The organism is Gottfriedia endophytica, assembly GCF_017814275.1.
In the GTDB taxonomy this organism is placed as follows: domain Bacteria; phylum Bacillota; class Bacilli; order Bacillales; family Bacillaceae_G; genus Gottfriedia; species Gottfriedia endophytica.
The window spans coordinates 256,746-280,894 of record NZ_JAGIYQ010000005.1 but is presented as its reverse complement, the minus strand read 5'-3'; the positions used below and the strand labels follow the sequence as shown (position 1 = coordinate 280,894).

At 32.1% G+C, this 24,149-nt stretch carries 22 protein-coding genes; 15 read left to right on the top strand and 7 right to left on the bottom strand.

Annotated features, from left to right (window positions below):
* The first annotated feature begins 47 nt into the window (after window positions 1-47).
* The 3 genes from J5Y03_RS09815 to J5Y03_RS09805 all read left to right on the top strand — a co-directional run bounded on the left by J5Y03_RS09815 (window position 48) and on the right by J5Y03_RS09805 (window position 2,081).
* Window positions 48-1,145, top strand: coding sequence for an ABC transporter permease (locus J5Y03_RS09815; protein ID WP_209405082.1), 1,098 nt, complete (start codon window positions 48-50; stop codon window positions 1,143-1,145).
* The gene (locus tag J5Y03_RS09810) at window positions 1,145-1,831 is read left to right on the top strand and encodes an ABC transporter ATP-binding protein (RefSeq protein WP_209405080.1); all 687 of its coding nucleotides are present in this window, start codon (window positions 1,145-1,147) and stop codon (window positions 1,829-1,831) included. Before J5Y03_RS09815 ends, J5Y03_RS09810 begins: the two co-directional genes overlap by 1 nt.
* Before the next feature lie 115 nt (window positions 1,832-1,946).
* Window positions 1,947-2,081, top strand: coding sequence for a small, acid-soluble spore protein L (locus tag J5Y03_RS09805; protein ID WP_209405078.1), 135 nt, complete (start codon window positions 1,947-1,949; stop codon window positions 2,079-2,081).
* Window positions 2,082-2,191: 110 nt separating this feature from the next.
* Here the strand turns inward: J5Y03_RS09805 and J5Y03_RS09800 are convergent, their stop codons facing one another.
* The 4 genes from J5Y03_RS09800 to J5Y03_RS20005 are packed head-to-tail and all read right to left on the bottom strand — an operon-like array spanning window position 2,192 to window position 6,148.
* On the bottom strand, window positions 2,192-3,358 hold the full coding sequence (locus J5Y03_RS09800) for a Ger(x)C family spore germination protein (RefSeq protein WP_209405076.1): 1,167 nt from the start codon (window positions 3,356-3,358) through the stop codon (window positions 2,192-2,194).
* Window positions 3,345-4,445 (bottom strand): GerAB/ArcD/ProY family transporter, encoded by a 1,101-nt coding sequence (locus J5Y03_RS09795; RefSeq protein WP_209405299.1) that lies wholly within the window; start codon window positions 4,443-4,445, stop codon window positions 3,345-3,347. The genes J5Y03_RS09800 and J5Y03_RS09795 overlap by 14 nt, the downstream gene beginning before the upstream one ends.
* Before the next feature lie 24 nt (window positions 4,446-4,469).
* On the bottom strand, window positions 4,470-6,017 hold the full coding sequence (locus tag J5Y03_RS09790) for a spore germination protein (protein WP_209405074.1): 1,548 nt from the start codon (window positions 6,015-6,017) through the stop codon (window positions 4,470-4,472).
* 5 nt (window positions 6,018-6,022) lie between these two features.
* Complete coding sequence (locus tag J5Y03_RS20005; protein ID WP_280849919.1) at window positions 6,023-6,148, bottom strand: hypothetical protein; 126 nt, start codon at window positions 6,146-6,148, stop codon at window positions 6,023-6,025.
* 306 nt (window positions 6,149-6,454) lie between these two features.
* On the opposite strand from J5Y03_RS20005, the gene J5Y03_RS09785 reads away from it, so the two are divergent.
* From J5Y03_RS09785 to J5Y03_RS09750, 8 genes are all read left to right on the top strand, one after another.
* Window positions 6,455-7,222 carry an ABC transporter ATP-binding protein gene (locus J5Y03_RS09785; protein ID WP_209405072.1) on the top strand — a complete coding sequence of 256 codons (768 nt, stop codon included), beginning with the start codon at window positions 6,455-6,457 and terminating at the stop codon, window positions 7,220-7,222.
* Complete coding sequence (locus J5Y03_RS09780; protein WP_209405070.1) at window positions 7,209-9,119, top strand: ABC transporter permease; 1,911 nt, start codon at window positions 7,209-7,211, stop codon at window positions 9,117-9,119. The genes J5Y03_RS09785 and J5Y03_RS09780 overlap by 14 nt, the downstream gene beginning before the upstream one ends.
* A 23-nt stretch (window positions 9,120-9,142) precedes the next feature.
* Entirely contained in the window at window positions 9,143-9,505 is a 363-nt protein-coding gene (locus J5Y03_RS09775) for a YxeA family protein (protein WP_209405068.1), read from the top strand.
* Between the two features lie 357 nt (window positions 9,506-9,862).
* Window positions 9,863-10,573: a response regulator transcription factor gene (locus J5Y03_RS09770; protein WP_209405066.1), complete on the top strand. Its 711-nt coding sequence runs from the start codon at window positions 9,863-9,865 to the stop codon at window positions 10,571-10,573.
* A 3-nt stretch (window positions 10,574-10,576) separates the two neighbouring features.
* Window positions 10,577-11,989, top strand: a complete 1,413-nt coding sequence (locus J5Y03_RS09765; protein ID WP_209405064.1) for a sensor histidine kinase — start codon at window positions 10,577-10,579, stop codon at window positions 11,987-11,989.
* Window positions 11,990-12,502: 513 nt separating this feature from the next.
* On the top strand, window positions 12,503-13,354 hold the full coding sequence (locus J5Y03_RS09760) for an ABC transporter permease subunit (protein WP_209405062.1): 852 nt from the start codon (window positions 12,503-12,505) through the stop codon (window positions 13,352-13,354).
* A complete protein-coding gene (locus J5Y03_RS09755) occupies window positions 13,347-14,345 on the top strand; it encodes a hypothetical protein (RefSeq protein WP_209405060.1) in 999 nt (332 codons plus the stop codon). The genes J5Y03_RS09760 and J5Y03_RS09755 overlap by 8 nt, the downstream gene beginning before the upstream one ends.
* Window positions 14,346-14,676: 331 nt before the next feature.
* Window positions 14,677-15,396 (top strand): YebC/PmpR family DNA-binding transcriptional regulator, encoded by a 720-nt coding sequence (locus J5Y03_RS09750; protein ID WP_209405058.1) that lies wholly within the window; start codon window positions 14,677-14,679, stop codon window positions 15,394-15,396.
* A 483-nt stretch (window positions 15,397-15,879) separates the two neighbouring features.
* On the opposite strand, the gene J5Y03_RS09745 is transcribed toward J5Y03_RS09750, so the two are convergent.
* The gene (locus tag J5Y03_RS09745) at window positions 15,880-16,743 is read right to left on the bottom strand and encodes an acyltransferase (RefSeq protein WP_209405056.1); all 864 of its coding nucleotides are present in this window, start codon (window positions 16,741-16,743) and stop codon (window positions 15,880-15,882) included.
* A gap of 638 nt (window positions 16,744-17,381) precedes the next feature.
* Between J5Y03_RS09745 and J5Y03_RS09740 the strand changes: the two genes are divergently transcribed.
* The gene (locus J5Y03_RS09740; protein ID WP_245208849.1) at window positions 17,382-17,846 is read left to right on the top strand and encodes a DinB family protein; all 465 of its coding nucleotides are present in this window, start codon (window positions 17,382-17,384) and stop codon (window positions 17,844-17,846) included.
* Between the two features lie 180 nt (window positions 17,847-18,026).
* Here the strand turns inward: J5Y03_RS09740 and J5Y03_RS09735 are convergent, their stop codons facing one another.
* Window positions 18,027-19,574, bottom strand: coding sequence for an ATP-binding protein (locus J5Y03_RS09735; RefSeq protein ID WP_209405052.1), 1,548 nt, complete (start codon window positions 19,572-19,574; stop codon window positions 18,027-18,029).
* Window positions 19,575-19,821: 247 nt separating this feature from the next.
* Here J5Y03_RS09735 and J5Y03_RS09730 point away from each other — a divergent pair, with 247 nt between their 5' ends.
* A complete protein-coding gene (locus tag J5Y03_RS09730) occupies window positions 19,822-20,700 on the top strand; it encodes a serine/threonine protein kinase (RefSeq protein WP_209405050.1) in 879 nt (292 codons plus the stop codon).
* A gap of 13 nt (window positions 20,701-20,713) precedes the next feature.
* Entirely contained in the window at window positions 20,714-21,241 is a 528-nt protein-coding gene (locus tag J5Y03_RS09725; protein WP_209405048.1) for a GNAT family N-acetyltransferase, read from the top strand.
* A gap of 301 nt (window positions 21,242-21,542) precedes the next feature.
* Here the strand turns inward: J5Y03_RS09725 and bioB are convergent, their stop codons facing one another.
* Window positions 21,543-22,544 (bottom strand): biotin synthase BioB, encoded by a 1,002-nt coding sequence (gene bioB, locus J5Y03_RS09720; RefSeq protein ID WP_209405046.1) that lies wholly within the window; start codon window positions 22,542-22,544, stop codon window positions 21,543-21,545.
* 226 nt (window positions 22,545-22,770) lie between these two features.
* Between bioB and J5Y03_RS09715 the strand changes: the two genes are divergently transcribed.
* On the top strand, window positions 22,771-24,093 hold the full coding sequence (locus tag J5Y03_RS09715) for an ArsB/NhaD family transporter (RefSeq protein ID WP_209405043.1): 1,323 nt from the start codon (window positions 22,771-22,773) through the stop codon (window positions 24,091-24,093).
* The last annotated feature ends 56 nt before the right edge of the window (window positions 24,094-24,149 follow it).

Sequence of the window (24,149 nt, the reverse complement as noted above, 5' to 3'; positions counted from 1 at the left end):
TTCTTATGAATATAAACATGGATTAAAAATAAGGAGATGAACGGAAAATGTTTCTATCACTACGTGAATTTAAACATGCTAAATTACGCTATACATTAATCGCATCGATTATGATATTAATTTCTTTGCTTGTTCTTTTTGTTTCAGGGTTAGCGAAAGGACTATCTTCAGCTAATGCATCATCAATCCAATACATGAATACGGATTATTTAGTTCTACAAAAGGACGCAGATAAAAGAATAAGTCACTCAGTAATAACTGAAGATCAAATGAATAAAATCGGACAATATGTTGATAAAAAAGATTCAACTCCATTAAGCGTTCAAATGACTTCAATATTAAAAGTAGGAACTTCTAATAAAATTGATACAACAATTTTTGGTATTAATGCGGATAGTTTCATTGCTCCAAAAGTTGTTGAAGGTAAAATGATTAACAACAATACGACGAATGAAGTAGTTGTTGATAATGCGTTAAAAAATAATGGTTTAAAAATTGGAGATCTTATTAAAGATCAAATTTCGGGAAAAGAGTTCAAAATTGTAGGCTTTACAGAAAACCAATCTTTCAGTCACGCTCCAGTAATTCATATGAACTATAAAGAATGGTCTTCTATTATTCAATCAAACCAAAATAACAAAACTTACAATGCAATTGCTATTAAAGCAAATGCTGATAATGCTCAAAAGATTGAGAAAAATGTTTCAGGTGTTCAAGCTATCAGTAAAACAGATGCTTTAAAAGGAATTCCAGGTTATCAAGAAGAACAAGGCTCTTTAATTATGATGATTGCATTTCTATTTGTAATTGGAGCATTTGTATTAGCTGTATTCTTCTACGTTATTACAATCCAAAAAATCAATCAGTTTGGTGTATTAAAAGCGATTGGTTCAAAAACAAGCTATCTAGCAAAAAATATTATCTCTCAAGTCATTACACTTACTTTGGGAAGTTTGGTTATCAGTGTTGCACTAACTTATGGAATATCAAAAATATTACCAAGTAGTATGCCTTTCATATTGAATACACAACTTGTATTGGGATGCTCAGGATTATTCTTATTAGTAGCTGTGTTAGGCTCCTTATTATCCTTATACCGTGTTGCAAAAATAGATGCTATTGAAGCGATTGGGAGGGCATTCTAATGAATAATAAACTTGTTTTAGATAATGTAAGTAAAGTATATGGTGATGGAGATTCTTCAGTAAAAGTACTTGATGGGATTTCATTAGAAGTTAAAGCAGGAGAATTTGTAGCTGTTGTAGGTCCTTCTGGATCAGGAAAAAGTACATTTCTTTCAATTGCAGGAGCATTGTTATCTCCATCTAGTGGACGTATTTTAATAGATGATCAGGAAATAAATAGCCTCCCAGCAAATAAATTAAATAAAATTAGATTAGAAAAAATTGGTTTTGTATTCCAAGCTTCTAATTTAATCCCATATTTAACAGTTAAAGATCAGCTAATGTTAATTGCTGAGCTAGCTGGACATCGTAACAAAGCAGCAGAAAAGAGAGCTGATGAACTACTAGAACGTCTAGGGTTAGCTCATCGTAAAAATAATTATCCAGAAAAATTATCAGGCGGAGAACGTCAACGTGTAGCAATTGCTAGAGCGTGGATGAACGATCCAGAAGTTATTTTTGCCGATGAACCAACAGCAAGTCTTGATTCTGAACGTGGCCGTTTAGTTGTTCAAATGATTGCTGATGAAGTGAAGAAAAGTAATAAAGCTGCGATTATGGTAACTCATGATAAACGTATGTTAGATTTATGTGACCGTGTCGTATATATTGAAGATGGTAAGCTTTCAGAGCAAGCAATAAGTTAATAGAAATTGAAGTCCCCTTCCAACTTGTGAAGGGGACTTTTTTATGATTTTTACTCCAAGTATGTACTACATAAATCAATTATGTTAGGTAATACTATCCTTGGAGGTGAAGGATATGAGCAAAAAATCAACTGGAAGAGGACAAAAAGCTCCAAGCGTTAATCCACAGGGATATGGAAAAGATGTTGAAATCTCAACAGAACCACATAGCAAATTACAAGATTTAGCGAAGAAATCAAATACAAAATAAAGCAAAAAATGAAGGGATGAACATTCAGTTCAGCCCTTTATTTTTTGCTTGAAGAAACATTTATCCCGATTAACGGGCAGAAAGACCCCCCACTTATGAAAGTTCTTTATTTACTTAACTTTCTTCGAACCAATCATTCCATAGTCTGTAATTAAAATTTTCACGTGATATTTAATAGGAACCTGACTAAACTTGTTATCCCAATCACTCTGTACTTTTTTCCATACTTTCGGGTATTTAATACTTAATTGAGTACCAAATCCCCCGACATCTACTTTGTATTTTTTTTGCATTACGTTAGTTGTTTTCTTAACTTTCCGCATTACTTCGATTTCAGCTGCTTTTTGTATTTTTTTCAGTGTAGAATTCTTAAAAGCTGGCTTGAAATGGGGATTCCAGTACTCAGCGAGTCTTCCTTGAGATTCAATATGAACATCAAAAGAAATTTTGTCACCTTTCACATGAGGTTTAATTTTACTTTTTATCTTTCCTATCTGAAAATAGGTTGGTTTTTCTGACTCTTTTGTGTAGGCCTTTAATGCTCCACTTTTACCTTCACCAGTTATCCAGTTAATTCCTTCAATCTCACTCTTATTTAATATCCCAATCATTTTGTTTGTTTTTCCGTCTATGACTGCTGCTCCATTAAACTCAATTCCGCCTTTTTTGGACTCAACAACTTGTATAAGCAAGCTTGCTTTCGAATTAAATTTACTCCAGCTTTTCATTAGAGATTGTTGTCTCAATTCTCTTGTTGTTAAACCTTGTTCAGCAATTTCTGTTAAGCGAATTGCTGGTATAACATTTTGCTCTTTTGTCTCTAAAATTTTATCGGCTCTACCTTTAGCAATAAATATGAGAGTACTGCCTCTAATATCAATATCTCGATAATACAAATCTGTAACTTGTTGAAGCGGTATTTCTCTAGCAAGCTCTTGTGAAATTACCACAGCTTTTTCATGTGCTCCAGAAATAGGTCCTTCTCTAGTTAAAGTTATTTCCCATCCAATTGGTTCAATCGAATTTCCCGTGGCTGAGACATTAATATAAGGTTTTTGTTGTGACGATCCACTAGGTGTATTTCCACTCATAGCTTTTGGAATGACGTATTGAAGAGTAGAGCTAATTTTTCCATCCTTTGCCTTATCCAGAGCAGAGCCTACGACTATGTTAAGATCTTCAATTGGGGTAGAACTCCAGCAACCTGTTAGAAATATTAGTAAAAACACTAACATTGAAAGTAGATAAAGTTTGTGAGTTTTGTTAAATTTTTTCATGTATTCTTTCCTTCACAATTGAAACAATTAAAAGTATCAGTGGCATAATGAAAAAAGTATAAAGAGCGAAATTACCAATGATATTTGACATGGTAAATACATCATTAAGATTTTTAGGAATCATTGCAACGATATAAATGATTGGTAAAACCGTATAAATAAATGGATGCGTACTTTTAGCAAAAAGCTGATTTAGTCCTAAAACAGCAATAAAGTAAGAAATGGCAAAAGTAGAAAATAACTGCATTATCCATATGACTAAAAGAAGAGAATCGAATCGTTCAAACAATAAGCCTTTTATTTCATAGCTTCGAATAAATGAAAAGACTGGCCATGTTTCTGAAACGACCCCTTTAATTGAAAATGAACCTACTATGATAACGATTGTTATCGTATAGAAAATAAATGGGACAACAACGCCAAGAACAGGAACCTTTAGTACTTTTTGTTTTTCTTTCATAAACATAAAAATAAATAGAAGAATTTCAAAACCAGCATAAGAAAGTGAAGAAGTCGTTAACCCCTTTAAGACAGGTTTTATGCCATTTCCTAATATTGGTCGTAAATTGTCGATTTCAAATAATTCAATCCCAAGAAACATAACTAAAAGAAAGAATAAAACCGTTATCGGAAAGATTATTTCAAGCAGTCTTGCCATAGGATTGATGCCACCAAGAACTAAGTAAAGACCTATCCATAAAAATGGCATCATAATTGCCCATGTCGGAGTTCCTTGTAACGCAAATAGTCGGATTGTTTCTGACATTGTTCGAACTTCATATGCAGAAAGTGTAATGTAATAAATAACAATAATGATACTTAATATAAAACCGATCCATTTTCCAAGGATTTTTTTATTAAATTGGAAGAATGTATCGTCTGGATATCGCTGACATAGTTTTAATATAACGATTGCCATTATCATAATGATAATTCCACCTATAATAACAGAAATCCACCCATCAGGTGTTTTGACTTTTTCAGTTATCGATCTTGGTAATGTTAAAATTCCTGCACCAAGTATAAAATTTATTAAAAATATAGTTGCTTGAGAAGTTGTTATACGATCTATAGGACTGGTATTAATAATCAGCCAACTCCTTTCGTACCTTCACTTTTTTCTAAATGAATCTTTTGGCTTTAACATTTGCGGACGGCGTTTCATAAATAACATGGGTAAACGAACCAGGAAATCCTTCCAATCGCTCAATCGATATGGAACAGCTGGACTAACGTATGGTATTCCAAAACTTTTAAGCTTTACTAAATGAGTCGTCGTTAAAAGGAAAAATAAAACGACTCCATATAATCCAAAGACACTTGCAAATAACATAGAAGCAAAACGGAGCATCCTTAAAGGAACTCCAGCACTATATTGAGGAAGGGTGAAGGATGAAATAGCTGTAACCGCAACAACGATAACCATGATTGGACTAACAATTCCAGCTTGTACTGCTGCTTCGCCAATAATTAAACCACCTACGATCCCAAGAGACTGGCCAATTGGTTTGGGTAAACGTAATCCTGCTTCCCTTAATACTTCAATTGAAACTTCCATAATCAATGCCTCAATAAGAGGTGGAAATGGAACACCTTCCCTCGTTGCAGCAATCGAAAAAACGAGCTTCGTTGGAATTAAACCAGGATGAAAAGAAATAAACGCAATATATAAGGAAGGAACAAACAAAGCGATAAAGGATGCGAAATAACGCAATAATCGTATTAATGTTGCAGCTAACCAGCGTTCATAATAATCTTCAGGTGACTGTAATAACATGTTAAAAGTAACAGGTGCAATCAATGCAAAGGGGGAGCCGTCAACAAGAATTGCTACCCTCCCATCCATTAGAGCAGCCATAACACGGTCTGGACGCTCTGTACTTTGAATTTGTGGAAATGGACTGAGGTAGTTATCTTCGATTAATTGTTCAATATACCCTGAGTCATGTATATCATCAATTTTAATTCGCCTAATTCTTTGTGTGACCTCATCGACTAATTTTTGGTCGACAATATCCTTCATATATGCAATGATTAAATCTTTTTTTGAACGTTCTCCTACTTGATAACTAACAATTGTTAAATTTTGATCTTTACCATGTCGGCGTAAAAGAGCAGTATTATCACTCAAATTCTCGATAAACCCAAGTCTAGGACCACGAACTAATGATTCAGTAGGAGGTTCGCTAACATCCCTAGTCTTTGCTTTTCCAATCCCTAATAAGAAACTTTCTGATAGCCCTTCGACTAATAAAGCAACCGAACCAAACATAATACCAGAAATTAAGTCTTGGAAAGTATGGACTTCCTTGAAGCTACTAACTGATAGGGTTTTGTTTTTAATAAAATCTTTTAAAGAAGAACCACTTCCTGTTTCTAATGGTGTAGCCAACAATAAATCTGTCATAATATGATTTTGAATAAGGTCGATATCTGCAAATCCTTCTACATAGATGATAGCTAGTTGGATATTTGTTTGCCCCATTTTAAATCCGCGAAACTTCACATCTGAATTATGACCAATTTCGTTACGAATTTGTTCTATATTTTTGTTGAAATTGTTAGTCATTTTATCGAAAGATTCTTGAGACTGTTGTTTAGAATTATTCTGATTTTCTTTTTTATTCTTCTTTTTGCCCCTGAATCTCCACCATTTCACTTTAATCACTCTTTCTCAATATAATGAAGCCATTTAAAAAACTTTGATAATGCAAAAGGAACGATAAAGGTTATTCCTGCTTGTATAAAAACGATATAGTCTGGTATTAGTGAAAGAAGCTTTTTTAACATATTTCATCACCTAAATACAGTGCCTCAATTTTATTTGAAAACCTAAGAAAACATCAATGGTACGATTATTATTTCCTTGTCTGTAAGAAATAACCATTTTTTTAAATGTAGAGTTCAAATAATTAAACATTCTTAGGACAGACCTTTTAATGAAAACTTATACTGAATTCTTTTTCTCAAGTTTAAGGTTTATGTAAGGTTAGAAAAAAAATGGTGTAAGGTTAGAGGCTTATACTGTTTTTGTAATAAGAAATTGCTCGTTAAAGATTTGGTGAAATTTTGATTGAAAGGATAGGAGATAAATAGATGAAAACAATTTTACAAGCAAAGAATGTGCAAAAAGTATTCGGCTCTAAAGGGAACGTATATACAGCACTTGAGGATATTAATCTGGAAATTCAAGAAGGGGAATTTATCGGAATCATGGGACCGTCGGGTGCAGGTAAATCTACACTCTTAAATATTTTCTCTACAATTGATACCCCAACATCAGGAGAAATTACGATAGCGGGGAAAAACATCGTTGAAATGAAGGAGAAACAATTATCTGATTTTCGTCGAAATCAGCTTGGTTTTATTTTTCAAGACTATAATCTTTTGGATAGTTTAACGGTAAAGGAAAATATCTTACTTCCATTAGCTTTATCAAAGGTTCCAGTAAAAGAAATTGAAAGAAGAGTGAATGAAATTGCTGATACATTTGGTATTCGTGAAATTTTAGATAAATATCCATATCACATTTCAGGAGGTCAAAAACAACGTACTGCTGCATCACGTGCGATTGTAGCAAATCCAAGCTTAATTTTAGCGGACGAGCCTACAGGTGCATTGGATTCAAAATCTGCTATAAGTTTATTGACTAGTTTAAGCGAACTTAATGAACAAAATAACTCAACCATTATGATGGTTACTCATGATGCGTATGCAGCGAGTTTCTGTAAACGAGTTATTTTTATAAAAGATGGCAGGCTTTTTACAGAGATTTTAAAAGGAAAACAATCTCGTAAGGAATTCTTCCAAAAAATATTAAGTGTCTTAGCATCTCTTGGAGGTGAAAATAGTGACGTTATTTAGTATTGCTAAAAAAAATATCGTACAAAACCTAAATAACTATTTCTTATATTTTGCTTCGATGATTTTTAGTATTGTCATTTACTTTACTTTCGTTTCATTAAAATATGATCATACGATTCAAGCTACCTCTGAAGGCTCACCTAAAATTAGTTCTGCTTTTAGTGGCGCAGCATTCGTATTAATGATTTTCGTAGCAATATTCATTTGGTATTCTAATTCATTTTTTACAAGAAAAAGAAAAAAAGAAGTTGGACTATATTCCTTATTAGGAGTACGTAAAAGACAAATTGGTCGTATGCTTTTCTATGAGAACTTTATTATGGGGATTGTAGCACTGATTATTGGAATAGCACTAGGATCTGTCTTATCAAAGGTTTTTGTTTCAATTTTAATGAAGGTTATGGGGTATGAAGCACTAGTTCATTTTTCGGTTTCTAATTCAGCCATCATTAACACGGTTATTGTTTTTGGAGTGATTACACTTATTACATCATTTCAAGGGTATAGACTAATTTACCGCTTTAAATTAATTGATTTATTCAGAGCTGATAAAGAAGGTGAAAAAGAGCCAAAAGCATCTTTTATCATTGCTTTATTTTCAGTTCTGTTGATTGGGCTTGGATATTGGATTGCAACTCAAAACTTACTGACTTCACAAGTTTGGCATACCTTAGGTTTTATGATTGCCCCATTAGTTATCTTAGGATCAGTAATTCTAGGTACGTATCTCTTATTTAGTACATTGACTGTTTATCTCTTGAAAATTTCAAGAAATCATAAAAAGAGCTATTGGAAAGGGATTAACTTAATCGGAACATCCCAGCTTTTATATCGTATTAAAGGAAATGCTCGTACATTAACGATCATTGCTGTTCTTAGTGCGACAACATTAACAGCTGTTGGGACTGCGTACAGTTTATATTACAACAACAAAAGCACAGTAAAGAAAGTAGATCCAAATAGTATGACGTTTATTTCTCCAAACGAGAATGTAACGAAAAAAGTAAAAGAAATCATTTTAAAAGATAAAAACCATGATATTTCAAATCATTTTTCATTACAAACTCTAATAGTAGATGAAGCTGCTACTGATAATTATCAAAAGGAATATACCCTTTTATCAAACAGTGACTTTAATAAGTTAGCAAAAATACAAGATAGAAATGAATCACTTTCTTTAAAAACGAATGAAGCAGTTGTATTAGATCCATTTTATATGGAAGGTATTTCACCAAAATATTCTGATTCAACTGTTTTAAAAGTGAAAAATCATGATGAAAAGCTCAAGATTAATGAGATGAAAAAATATAGTGTGCTTAATCTTTATACTGCCTACTCACCAATTGTTGTTAGTGATGAGTTATTTAAAAAGGTAGAAAAAGAACTAAGACCAGTCAATATGGAAGTGTACAACATTTCGAATGAGGATGACGCAAAACAGTTAACAAAAGAAATTAAATCAATTATGCCTGAAAAAGCAGCGTTCTCAAGTTTTTATGCTGATTACTCTGCTGGTATAGAATCATCAGGCTTATTGATTTTCATGGGTGGATTCCTTGGTTTAGTCTTCCTAGTAGCAACTGGTAGCATCATTTATTTCAAACAACTAACCGAAGCGCATTCAGATAAAGGGCGCTATGAAATCTTACACAAAATTGGTGTTAATAAAAAAGAAATGCGAAAAACAATCGCAAAACAAGTTTTATTTGTTTTTGCTTTACCATTACTTGTAGGCATTGCTCATTGTGCAGTTGCTTTAAGTGCCTTATCAAACTTACTGCAAACAAGTTTAGTCACTCCAGTAGTCATTTGCATAGGAGTGTATGCATGTATTTATATTGTGTATTATTTCTTAACAGTTAATGCTTACTACAAAATTGTGACAAATAGAAAATAATATAGTATAAGAGGGGAAGAATAATGAAGAAATTAATCATAGCAATTATATTTTTACTAGTACTAGGAGCTGGATTTTTAAGTTTTATGAAAAATATTAATATTAACAGAATCGGTGCAGATCAATATTATGTTCAGATTAAAGGTAAAGGTCACCAGCATATAGATAAAGCAGATAACGGTGAGAAATATGTATATTATGAATACACTTTGTCAGCATTTAATAAAGATGAAAAAGAACAAAAGCTAACTTTTACAGCTAGCAAACAACTTCGCGAAGAAGCATATCTATGCCTATACGTTAAAGATGAAACAAAAGTAACATCTTATAATGAAGTCAAAAAAGATGAATTACCTGAAAAAGTAACTGGAAAATTAAATAAGTAATCTTAACTTAGAAAAAGAATCCTTTTAAAGGGTTCTTTTTTGTAAGATAAAAGATTGTTGCTTTTTGAAAAGATTTTGTTAATGCAATCTTATAAAAATGATATTGATTGGAACGGAAGGTGCGAGACTCCTGTGGGAGCAGCGGGACAGGTGAGACCCCGCAGGAGCGATAGCGACGAGGAGGCTCACCGCCCGCCCCACGGAAAAAAGCGAGTATCCTGGAGTGGAAATCTACGAGCCTCATTCTTTAATCATAAAAAAGCCTTTTTGTATAGAAAACAAGATCAGTTTAATTTAAGGTGTTCTTTTACTATAATGAAGGAATGAATTGTTCGAATTATTGGAGGTAGTTAATTCATGTCATTTAAAAACAAAAAAGTATTAATCGTAGATGATGAAGAAGATATACTAAGACTTCTTAAAACGGTTTTATCAAAAGAAGGAATAGATCATGTTTATACGGCCACAACTGCAAGTGATGGAATCATTCAATTTCAACAAAAACAACCTGATATTGTCTTATTAGATATTATGTTACCAGATGGTGAAGGATATGACGTGTGTAAACAAATAAGAAACACTTCCAAAGTGCCTATTTTATTTTTGTCCGCAAAAGCTGAAGAAATAGATAAAATTCTAGGATTTGCTATTGGTGGCGATGATTATATTACGAAACCATTTAGCCCTAAAGAAGTAGCTTACCGTGTAAAAGCGCAATTAAGAAGAGCGGATTATCTTCAAATGGATGAAAAGATCGATCCAGTAATAAAGGCTGGTCCATTTGAATTTAATGAACAAAGAATGGAATTAAAAAAGAAGGGTAATATCATTGATTTAAAACCAAAAGAGCTCGGAATAATAACTTATTTACTGAAAAACCCGAATCAAATTTTGAGTAAAGAAAAGCTCTGTGATATGGTGTGGGGTGAAGATTTTATTGGCTTTGATAATACAATTATGGTTCACATCAGAAGGCTTAGAGAGAAGATAGAAGACCAGCCATCAAATCCAATCCACTTAATTACAGTAAAAGGTTTAGGTTATAAACTTGTAGTAAAGGATGAGTAACGTATGAAATGGAGGATAACAGGAAGGTATCTTCTATCAATCGTTTTAGTTGTTATTTTAGTTATTATTAGTAATATTATTTTGTTAATAGGTTTAGCAATTGGTCGAACTACATTAGATATACCAATCTTTCAGAATAAGGAAATATCTGCAGAAATATTCACAAGACGATTCCAAGATCAAATAATTGTTTCAAATAATAAAGTGACAATTACTGAAAAAGGAAAAAAAGAGCTTGCTGAAAAGAAAGCCTGGATTCAAATAGTGGATGAAAATGGTAAAGAGATGTATGGTTACCTGACACCAAAAGGAGTAAAGAAAAAGTATACTCCAGTCGAAAGTATCAATTTATATAAATATAAAGAAGCAAACGTATTTTCCACTGTTTTTGCTAGTGAAAAAATAATAAATAAAAAACATTATAGTTATTTTATTGGATATACGAATCCTAATATTAATAAAGTTGTATTCTCCTACGATTCCAGGCAAATCGTTCATGCATTTAAAATTGGAAGTTTAATTTTATTAATTGTAGATGGAGCTATTGCATTACTGATTGGCTATTTATTTAGCAGAAGACTTACTCTGCCAATCAATAAATTAATTAATCGTATTAAAGGTTTGGCAAATAAAGAATACAATGTAGTCTTAAAGCCTAATGGAGTATACAAAGATGTTTTTTATAATGTTAACAATTTATCCTACCAGCTGAAAGCAAATGAAATTGAACGAAAAAAATTAGATAAGTTGAAAGAGGAGTGGATTGGAAACATTTCTCATGATATAAAAACACCGTTAGCCTCTATTCAAGGCTACGCCGAACTAATGAAAGATCCAGAATATCAATTCTCACAAGAAGAATTAAGGGAATATGCTGAAATTATTGAAAGAAAATCATTATATATTAAAGATGTTATTGAAGATTTAAATCTATCAACAAGATTAAAAAATAAAGACTTATCATTAAATAAAAAAACAATTAATATTGTGGCACTGTTAAGAAATATCATAATTGATATGTTAAATGATACGAAATATTCAAATCGAGATATTGAATTCCAGTATGAAATCGAGAATATTAAGATGGATGTAGATGAAACTTTATTGCGAAGAACGATAAATAATTTGATATACAACGCAATTGTTCATAATGATAAAAATGTAAAAATCATTGTATTTGTAGAGAAAATTAATGAGAGAACACATATTAAGATACAAGATAATGGAAAAGGAATTAAGAAGGAAGAACTTGAAAGAATTTTTGACCGCTACTACAGAGGAACAAATACTGGAGAGTCACATAAAGGTTCTGGACTCGGAATGGCGATTGCTCATGATATTATCCTTGCACATGGTGGAGAGATAAAAGTTAATAGTTTAGTTGGACATGGAACAACGATTGACATCTTCTTATAAAATTGAGTTTTCAAAATATCTAATTGCTAATAGACTTGGTAACCCCCATTCACAATGAATGGGGGTTAGTTCGTACTTAATAAATTTAGGCTATCCTGAAAATAACATCTTAAAAGACAATCCTTATAGAATGAATTCCTTATTTTCATAGGCAATGGTGCGAATTTTATTAGCATGGATGTCTCTTTTCTAAAAAATTGTTGTTTAGAGATTTTTAATTTTAAAGACAGAAGTTGATTACAGCGGAAGGTGCGAGACTCCTGTGGGAATAGCGGGAAGGCTAAGACCCCGCAGGCTTGCCGAGGAGGCTCAGCTCACGCCCCGCGGAAAGGGATCAACCTGGAGTTGTAATCAACTAACGCATTCTAAAATAGCAATAATGTATACGAAAACAGCCTAAAATCAAAAAAGGTCCTTCTTATATTAGATATAGAAAACAGAGTTAAAAGGAAATCTAAAGGTTAATGTCGAAATATATACAAAATTAAAAAAGTATACAAGTTGGTGAAAAAAGTGAAATTTGTTTTGAAGAAGTTTGTTTCGTTACTTTGTATTTATGTTTCGATATTTTTACTTTTGTTAGTACCATTTTATTTCTCTGGATTTAAGGGTATTCCTCCATTAAATTTAACGAATCTTTTACATCCGTTTTCAATCAATTATGTTGATTTTAATACTAAGAGAAAAATATTTGTATTGCCACTCTTACTTGATAAGTATTCTTATTCTATGACTCTCTTGTTTGTATCTTTTATAATCGCAATTATATGTGCAACATTCTTAAATTATTTATTTGAGATTTCATCTAGCAGAATTAGGAAATTTATTCGAAGTCTATTAGATGTATTTGAATCAGTTCCAGAGGTCATGCTAGTCATGCTTCTTCAAATAGGAATTGCATCCATTTTTATGGCAACAGGATATTTAGTTGCGGACATTGTTGTTTTTGGAGAGGAACGAACGTATTTGCTTCCTATCATTTGTTTATCAATTGTTCCAACAATTTATTTATTTCGTATGATGGTTCTTGAAACTGAAAATCAACGGATACAACCATATGTGGAATTTGCGATTTCTAAAGGTTTTAGTAAAACATACATTTTGTTTCGCCATATGTTTCCTAATATCATTATCAATTTACTAAACTATTCAAGGTCGATTTTTCTATTCATGTTATCGAACTTAATCATTATTGAAATTTTATTTAATATTCAAGGCTATATGAACGCAATTAGAAATTATTATTTTTTCACATTTGATATTTGCCTAATTTGGTTCTTTTTATTAGTTACACCATTTTACATAATTAATACAGTGTTTCTATTCATTGCTAGTAAATGGTCTGGAGGTGAGGTCATTGATTAAATTTATACTAACTAAAAAACGTCTTATTTTAGGAATTTTATATTTTATTTCATTAATTTTATTAAGCTTTTTCTATTCCTTCTATTTAAAAGACCATATACCTCCTATCAAAAGATTTTATAGAGATTCTTTAGGGGTACTTCATTCCGTCCCATATTCACCTACGCAATTTCCACCGTTTGGAACAGATCGAGGTGGTGTAAATTTATTTTGGAAGGTCATTGAAGGTGCTAAATATACAATTGGAGTTGTATTAATTGTTAGTGTCTTCCAAATATTATTTTCGACCATACTAGGGGTGGCTCTTTCCAATTCTTTCGTATTAATACGGAAGACGTTTGCCAATTTCGCACAAATCTTCTATTATATCCCGACTGTCCTAATAATCTCGTTTTTGCCAATGGCAAGTTATGAATGGGGAGGTGTACACCAATTTTTAGCCATTATAGAAAAGCAACTCATTATTTTAATTGGTGTAGCAATCCCGGCGCTATCTTTATACGTTGCAAATGAAATTGATGTGATTATGAAGAAGGAATTTATTGTTAGTGCGAGTATATTAGGTGGGAGTAAGTTTTTCATTTTTCGGAAACATGTTTGGCCAAATATAAAAGGAAAAGTTTTTCTCCTATTCTTTCAACAATGTAGCCAAGTGATGATTCTGTTAACTCAGTTAGGAATTTTCAATATTTTTATTGGTGGTGGAAGAATAACCAATGATCCACTAATGGGCACAAATTCTGTTTATTCCTTTTCAAATGAATGGGCTGGATTAATGGGGGCAAATCGTATTGAATTGTTTATAGCTCCATGGATTGTACTAGCTCCACTCTTCATGTTTGCCATTTCAATTTTTATGATGAATATGATTTATAAACAAATGGAAGAGTTAATGGGAGAAACAAAGATAAAAGTTAAAGTTGAAAAGAAAGAGAAGGAGAAAGTAAAACAAATCGACAAGAATTGGTTTGAAATTGCAAAGCATGGATAGAGTTCCTTTAGTACTTTAAAATATTGGATGTTTTCGTCAACTTTGTTTCATTTAACAATATGATTAGTTGATTTCCACTCCAATTAACTCCTATATCAACAGTTATCTATAACAATATCTTTTAAAAACAACAATCTTTTAGTAATAAACTCGAAAAAAATTATACAGTTGATGTATAATATTCTAGTAAATAAATGCAACATGTTAATTAGTATTGTTTGGTCAGCAATCTTAACATACTATTTAGATCGATTTTAAAAAGGTGTTGCAAAGTAGTTTTTTCATTTTAATAATTTAATGTAGATAGAAAATTGAAAGAGAGTGGAACAGTATGGGTCGTAAGTGGAACAATATTAAAGAGAAAAAAGCTTCAAAAGATGCAAATACAAGTCGTATCTATGCAAAATTTGGTGTTGAAATTTATGTAGCAGCAAAACAGGGTGAACCAAATCCAGAATCAAACCAGGCTTTAAGATTTGTACTTGAGCGTGCAAAAACATACAATGTACCGAAACATATTATTGACCGTGCGATTGAAAAAGCAAAAGGTGGTTCAGAAGAAAGCTATACTGAACTTCGTTATGAAGGCTTCGGACCAAATGGATCAATGGTAATCGTAGATACACTAACAAATAATGTAAACCGTACTGCTGCAGATGTGCGTGCTGCATTTAGTAAGAATGCTGGTAACATGGGAGTAAGCGGATCTGTTGCGTATATGTTTGATGCAACAGCTGTTATTGGTCTTGAAGGTAAAACAGCAGATGACGCTCTTGAAATTCTAATGGAAGCAGATGTAGATGTACGTGACATCTTAGAAGAAGACGATTCAGTTATCGTTTATGCAGAACCTGATCAATTTCATGCAGTTCAAGAAGCATTTAAAAATGCTGGTGTTACTGAATTTACAGTTGCAGAACTAACAATGCTTGCACAAAATGAAGTAACAATACCAGAAGATGCACAAGTAAAATTCGAAAAAATGATTGATGCATTAGAAGACTTAGACGATGTTCAACGAGTTTACCACAATGTTGACTTAGGCGAGTAATATCTATACGAAACCAGTTTTGTAATAGTGAGATACACCTCAATTGTTAGACACAATCTAGCAATTGGAGGTGTATTTTTTGTATAGCTAGAGTGAGGTTTTCATAAATAACAAATGAAGTGAAAGTACATACTTCCTATCTGTAATAATGAGCAAAATCTCCCCCCTTTGCTCGTGGTTTGTTGTTTCGCATTTTCGACCTAATGTTTAAAAGAAGCCAACATTTTGCTGACTTCTTTTAAATAGGCTCTTTTCTAAAAGATTTTTGTTTTTGAGATTATAAATTTTAAAGTCAGAAGTTGATTACAATGGAAGGTGCTAGACTCCTGTGGGAATAGCGGGAAGGCTGAGACCCCGCAGGCTTGCCGAGGAGGCTAGCTCACGCCACGCGGAAAGGGAGCATCCTGGAGTTGTAATCAACTAACGCATTCTAAAATAGCAACAATGTATTCGAAAACTGCCTTTAAATAAAACCAATTTCCACTAAAGTTTTAAATAATGCTTAACCTTTTTTAAAAAACCATGTTTTTCTGAAGAATTCCCAATAAAAAAACGATTTTTATTATTGTTATTTTGAAGATTTTTTATTAAATAATCTAGTCTTTCCTTGGATGAATTTAAGTTCTCAATTGATTTCTCAATTACTGAAAACGGAAGCATTTCCTTTTCAATATAAGAATAAACATATCGATCGTCTTCATAAAATAAATGTTCTTTTGTTTCTGTTTCTCTGTATGTATGAACACTTTCATTAGAAAAAAATATAGAATCTCTAATTTTTCTTACTGGATTTCCTGCGTAAGATGAATTTGATTCAATTTTTTTACCTGAAGCTACAGATAGTCCGCCCAAAATACTTCCTGATCCGATTTGGGTTCCCTTTAAGATAAACGTGTGTTGACCAATCCAAATGTGGTCTCCAAGGTAAATACTTTTGCTTGGGTTAATTCTACCTTTTGTATTAGAGTCGTAGATTAAATGAACATCCGCGGTCCTCAACCAACAGTCAAAAGAAAATAAACATTCATTTCCAACAATAATATTCTTTTGTTCTGAAATAATTAAATTTAACCTACCGTTTATGTAATTATTTTTACCAAAATATAGTACGGAATCGTTATTAATTGCTACATTTAGTACATAATTATGTCTATTTTGAGATAGAAAAACAATCGAATTATCTCCATTAAATGACAGAGTGCTATTTACTAAATGAACGTCTTTATCACAATACAATATATTTCCTTTGCCCTTAAAGATTATCTTTGAATTTGTTAATTTAGGGTTACCTATAAGTGTATTGTCTTTTAGTTCAATAGGTAACTGTGTATTATCAATAATTTCCATGTATTCACCATCAATTCCAATATAAAAATTTAATTAATTTATTCTAAAATAAATTTTATCAAAATATTATTAAATTAATATTAATATAATGATATTTTTGTGTGACTTTTACAAATGGTTAACTCCTCGGCCATTTCACAAATAACAAATGAAGTGAAACTGCACACTTCCTTGCTTATTTGCTCCAATGTCTGTCGGAGTAAACCAAGCCAGCTGCACTTTTCGATTGTCTAGTTCCGTAGGCTAACTCCTCGGCCATTTCACAAATAACAAATGAAGTGAAACTGCACACTTCCTTTGTTATTTGCTCCAATGTCTGTCGGAGTAAGCCAAGCCCACTGCACTTTTCGATTGTCTAGTTCCGCAGGCTAACTCCTCGGCCATTTCACAAATAAGAAATGAAGTGAAACTGCACACTTCCTTGCTTATTTGCTCCAATGTCTGTCGGAGTAAACCAAGCCAGCTGCACTTTTCTTGGTGATAAATCGATTTTGTTGAAGATACAATAGAAAGATTGTTATCATAATTATGGGCTCTTTTCTTTACGAAAACAGTCTTAATATAAAGAACTTTGTTTTAGCAACTTGGATGATGGTTTAGGTATTCATTTTAATAAAGGAGGAATTTTCTTGGAAAAAATGATTATGAACCATATGGAATTAGTACGAGGTGTAACTGAAGTGAATATGAATAAAATTCCAGAAGAAATATGGGATTTTATTCCTTATGGCTTTAATAACAATATTCGATGGAACTTCGGTCATATTGCATACGTACAGGAAAAGATTGTATTTGCATTATTAGGAGAATCAATGGGGATTCCGAAAGAATACGAGCAATTTTTTAGTCCTGGTACAAAACCAGCAGAATGGGATAAAACGCCACCATCATTTGAGGAGATTTCCCAAGTCTTATCAGAACAAAAAGGAAGAATAAAAGAATTTCTTCAAGGCCGTTTGGAAGAAAAGTTACCTACTCCTTACACAAATAAAGGAGGAATAACATTTAACACAGTCGGTGAGATGTTTTTATTTAGCTTCTATCATGAAGCTTCACATATTGAAACAATTAAGAGATTACAACGGGCTATTTCCTCAAAATAATTTTGTAACTATCTTTAATTTATTCATCCAAGGTAAATTATCTTTTTTGATAGAAAAAGCTGTTTGTCTATGTAATGTGTATTCAGCTTTTTCTATTATGTATTAATAATGCTTTGTTCATTGACAAAACATGAAATTGGTAAAAATAATAATAAACTAGTATAAGACCGTAACCTACTATTAAAATTCAATTTTGTTATCCATTAAAATTGGGAATGTTATGAGAAAATTTGTTCCTTTATTAAGTTGGCTTTGGACAGACATTTTTCCATTGTGATCTCGAATGATTTTATAGCACATCATTAGCCCTAGACCATTTCCAGTTTCTTTAGTAGTATAAAATGGTTCTCCAATTCTTTTAACTTGTTCATCAGACATTCCAACACCATTATCTTGAATTGAGATTAATATGTCTTGGGCAGTTTTTGTTATTGAAATAGTAATAATTCCGCCAAATGGCATAGCTTCTATTGCATTTTTTATTAAATTTAAAAATACTTGTTTCAATTGATTTTTTTCACCAAAGAGAAACATTTCATCTGATTCATATGCATCTATGATAATCACATTTTTTAAAATGGCTTCTGCTTCTAATAGATATTTTAAACTTTTTATAATTTCAACAATATTACATTTGCTAAAAAATACTGCATGAGGTTTAGCTAAAACCATAAATTCATTCACGATAAAGTTAATTCGGTCAATCTCATTTAAAATAGTATCTGTGTAAAGGTGTTTCTTATCTTCTGAATCTTGATCCAATAATTGTACAAAACCTTTAATCGTAGTGAGAGGATTTCGAATTTCATGTGCAATACCTGCAGCTAATTCACCTACTAATGATAATTTTTCTGATTTAATGAGCATTTCTTCTGTTCTTTTTTGTTCAGTCACATCATTTTGGATTGAGATATGCTGATAAGTTTTACCTTCATGGTCGACAAATGGAACAATAGTTGTATCTACCCAATAATAAGTGCCATCTTTCGCTTTATTTCGAATTTCTCCCTTCCATACTAACCCTTGTTGAATGCAAGCCCAAATGTTTTGAAAGAATTCTTTAGAATGATATCCAGAAAAAGAAATATCATGATGATTTTTTCCAATTAACTCTTCTTTTGTATATTTTGATATGTTACAAAATCTATCATTAGCATATATGATGTTATCATTCGTGTCTGTTACGGCAAAAATTGTTGCTTCATTTAAAGCAATTTTTAATGCATTAAGCTCTTTTAATGTGATTTTTAAATCTTCATTCTCTGTTAAAGTAAATTTTGAATTTAATGAGTATTTAATATATTGATTAGTAAATAAAATTCCAACTTGATCAATAAGAGGGTCTGTCAATTTTATTACTTCAAGCAAGGTTTTTGCTGAAATGTGTGAACTATCTACTACTTCTTCAAGAAACTCCAATAAGATAGATCGAGATAAATGAAAAGTATTCATAAATTGTTCAAAGGGTATTTCAATCTGAACAGCTTTCTGTCCATATGAATCAGTCCATTTGATTAAACTATTATAAGCTACGGCGTAGTCGCCAGATAAAGCTTCACCAAGATAGGAAAAAAATTTTTCCCAACAGTAGTTTTTATCTTGATAATTTATACCGGTTTTACATAAGGAGTGAGAATCAGTTTGTATTGAAAATTCTGATAATTTCATTTTCAAAAGTTGACTACACTTTTTTATTTTTTCACCAATTAATGCTACGGCTTGATTCATATTTTCCCTTCTTTCGACGAGCTACTTGAAAATGGTCACTATACTAAAGTTTGACAGAGTGAACAAAAACCCTTTTTTTTCCAATATAAAGATATGTTAATTTTCTCAAATTCTGTCAATTTTCTTGTTAATAGAAGGAGATTACGATATATGAATAAGTTCTCTAATAAAGGATTATTTCACAGGGATAGAGAATAAAATATCTGATTACATAACGTTCAAGTAGTTTTGAAATCGGAGGAATTTAATGAGTGAATCACCAGTAATACATAATGTAGATAATATTTCATTCAAACTAAAAAAATTGCATAATTTTGATTGGCTTTGTAGTCTTGGGAAAGTATTTTGCGTCTTTGATCAACAGGATTCAGGAAATATATCATTTGGGCTCGAGAAAAATGGACAAAGAAAGTTTATAAAATTTGCGGGGGCTAAAACGCTAAATTATTCAGGTGATCCACAAGAGGCAGTTTTACGTCTAAAACAATCGATTTTACGTTATGAAGAATTAACCCATCAACACTTGGTCAGATTAATAGATCATTTTGACATTGAACAAGGTTATGCTGTTGTATTTGATTGGTTTGAAGGAGAATGTCTTCATCCTCATTGGGCTTTTCCGCCACCAGCTAAGTATATTCATCCAAATTCACCATATTTTCGGTTTAAACAACTTCCAGTTGAGCTGCGGCTAACTTCTATGGATTTAATTTTGAATTTTCACGTTTATGTAGAAAGTAAAAATTATGTTGCTGTTGATTTTTATGACGGGAGTATCTTATACGATTTCACTAATCACATAACGAAGATTTGTGATATTGATTACTATCAAAAAAAGCCTTTTGTAAATACAATGGGAAGACTTTGGGGTTCCTCTCGATTTATGTCACCTGAGGAATTTGAACTTGGAGCGATTATTGATGAAAAAACAAATGTATTTAATCTGGGTTCAATGGCTTTTAGTCTGTTAGGTGGAGAACTTGATCATTCATATTCTAAATGGGATGTAGGACGAGAATTGTATGAAGTCGTAATAAAAGCAGTAGAAAAGGATAGAAGTAAGCGATATACGTCAGTTGAAGAATTCTATTCTGCTTGGAAAATGGCAATTGAAAAAGTATTGTAAGGAGTATTTATTTATGGAGAATAATCTATTTTTGACAAAACCAACAATGGATTTACAGAAGGAATATTTGTCATTTTATCAAGAGTGGAAAGACAGCGGAGAGTCAATGATTCCATGGGTAATCAGTAAAGATCCATCAGACTTTCAAATTATGGTTCAAGATCTTTTAAATGCAGAAAAAGGGATTAATGTTCCAGAAGGTTGGGTACCAGATTCTACATTTTGGTTAGTTGATGAAAACAAAACAATTGTTGGAGCTGTTAATATTCGTCATAGATTAACTGAAAAACTATTAAATTGTGGAGGACATATAGGGTATGGAATAAGACCATCTGAGAGACAAAAAGGGTATGCTACTAAAATTTTATCTTTATCCTTAGAAAAGGTAAGAGAGTTTAATATACAAAAAGTTCTAGTTGTTTGTGATGAAGATAATATCGGTTCTGAAAAAACGATCTTAAAAAATGGCGGAATTCAAGATGAAAGCTTCATAGAGGAAGATGGAAATGTTGTAAAACGGTTTTGGATTCATCTATGTTGAGTCTCAGTTTCTTCGGAAAAGGAGTTCATTGAGAGATTATTGCGTGTTATTGACGGTGTCGAATTTTGCAGAATGACCGATATATTATGGATTTTGACTGATAAAATTACAAAATGACTGATATATTTTGAAAATGACTGATATTTTCAAAAAAATGACTTATAAAATTGTAGTTTCGACCGATATTTTTTCCAGAGCCGGCCGAAAAAAGTGAGAACCTGTCCGTATAAACTAGAATCAGGACGATTAAACAATAAATGAGCCGATAGTATTTGATCGGCTCATCAGATCAAATATAATCTTATTCTACTGAAAGTAATTCTTCTTGTTTTTCTACTAACTCAACCTCAAACCCTAAATCCTCTAACATGAGATGATCGGCATTTGTTTCTTGACCCTCAGTTGTTAAATAGTCACCTAGGAAAATACTATTTGCAGCAAATAATCCAAGAGGTTGTAAGCTGCGAAGATTAACTTCACGACCACCTGCAATACGAATTTCCTTTGTTGGATTAATAAAACGTAAAAGAGCAAGTACTTTTAGACAGTAACGAGGATTAAGTTCATTCGCATCTTCTAATTTTGTACCAGGAATAGCATTTAAGAAATTTACTGGAATTGAATCAATGTCCAATGCTTTAATTGCACGAGCAATTGAAATAACATCTTCTTTTGTTTCTTTCATACCAATAATTGCCCCTGAACAAGGAGAAATGCCAGCTGCTTTTACTTTTTCAATCGTGTCAATTCGGTCTTGGTAAGAATGAGATGAAGTTATATAGTCATGATGGGCTTCTGATGTATTTACATTATGATTGTATCGGTCAACACCAGCTGCTTTTAGTTCTTCTGCTTGTTGTTCTTTTAATAGTCCTAAACATGCACATACTTTTAAGCCGTATTGATCTTTTATTTCCTTAACTGCCTCTGAAACAGTGTTTACATCACGATTTGTAGGACCTCTACCACTTGCCACAATACAATATGTACCAACTTTTAAATCGAACGCTTTTTTAGCCCCTTGTAAAATTTCTTCTTTTGATAAAAATGGATATTTTTCAATTGGAGCACTTGAAATAGATGATTGAGAACAATAACCACAGTCTTCAGGACAATAACCACTTTTAGCGTTAATAATCATATTTAATTTTACTTTTTTACCGTAGTAATGTTTGCGAATGATGAAAGCTCCTTGTAATAGTGGCAAAAGCTCATCATCATCACAAGTTAATATAGCCATTGCTTCTTCGTCTGTTAGTGTTTTTCCTAGAATGACTTCATTTGCTAACGTAGTCCAGTTCATCCTCTTTCCCTCCATACTATTATTTACTAAATCTTTAATTAAAGATAATTTATCACTCTTCCGAAATATATGTCAACTAGAAATGTTACTTTGGTTAACAAAAGGTATTAAAGTAATAGATGTGAGTATTTGGATATAAAATACATTATTTGATTGAATGGGGTATAATTAAAACAGAGAAACATAGTAAAAATTGAATTCGGGAATGGCAAAGATAGGAGGTAACATGGAACATACACATCACATTTCTGATTGGAAATATTACGGAGCTATTGCAATATTTTTAATTACATATGCATTTATTATTACAGAAAAATTTAATCGAGCACTAATTGCCTTATTAGGTGCAGCAGCTATGATCATAATAGGGGTTGTCGATATTCACTATGCGTTTACCCATCACATTGAATGGGAAACAATCACTCTTCTTATTGGTATGATGATACTCGTATATATAACAAGTACGTCAGGTCTATTTGAATTTGTTGCAATTAAAGCGGCGAAGATATCAAAGGGAGAACCAATACGAATATTAATCACATTATCCCTATTAACTGCTTTAGGCTCAGCATTACTGGATAATGTCACTACTATTCTATTAATTGTCCCAATCACATTATCTATAACGAGAGTATTAAAAGTTGATCCAATTCCTTATTTAATATTAGAAGTCCTATACTGTAACATTGGAGGAACTGCTACTTTAATTGGTGATCCTCCAAATATCATGATTGGCTCTGCAAATAAACAATTATCTTTTAATGATTTTCTACTCAATTTAGGCCCTGTCATATTGATCATTTTAGCTGTTATGACAGTGAGTATTTATTTTATTTATCGAAAAAAGTTAGTCACTACACCTACTCAAATAAAGAAATTGATGTCAATCAACGAGAAAGAATACATTAAAAATCGTCCTTTGATGATTAAATCAATTATTGTATTAGGGATTACTCTACTTGGATTTATGCTTCACTCAGTTCTTAACCTTGATGCTGCACTTGTAGCAATGTTAGGTGCTACCATCTTGATGATGATTGGGGTAAAAGAAAAAGATTTAGAAGACGTTTTTGCGAATGTTGAATGGGTAACGATCTTTTTCTTTGCAGGTTTATTTGTACTTGTGGGAGGGCTAGTTGATATTGGTTTAATATCTACATTTGCGAAAAAAACATTAGAGGTAACAGGAGGCAATATAAATTCCGCAGCCTCACTAATATTATGGGTTTCTGGTATTGCGTCAGCGACAATTGATAATATTCCGTTTGTGGCGACAATGATTCCATTAATTCAGGATATGGCAGTAGGAATGGGGTTATCACCACATTCACCGCAAGTTGAAGTATTGTGGTGGTCTCTATCACTTGGTGCGTGTCTTGGTGGAAATGGTACATTAATTGGAGCTTCTGCAAATGTTGTTGCAGCAGGGATTGCAAAGCGTGACGGATATAAATTTGGCTATTGGGATTTCTTAAAAATTGGATTACCATTTACAATTCTTTCTCTAGTCATTTCTCAAATTTATATTTATTTTAGATATTTACTATAGAAGGCAATAAAGATGAAATAGGATAGGTAGGCAGAAGTATTATCTGCTTTTCCTAT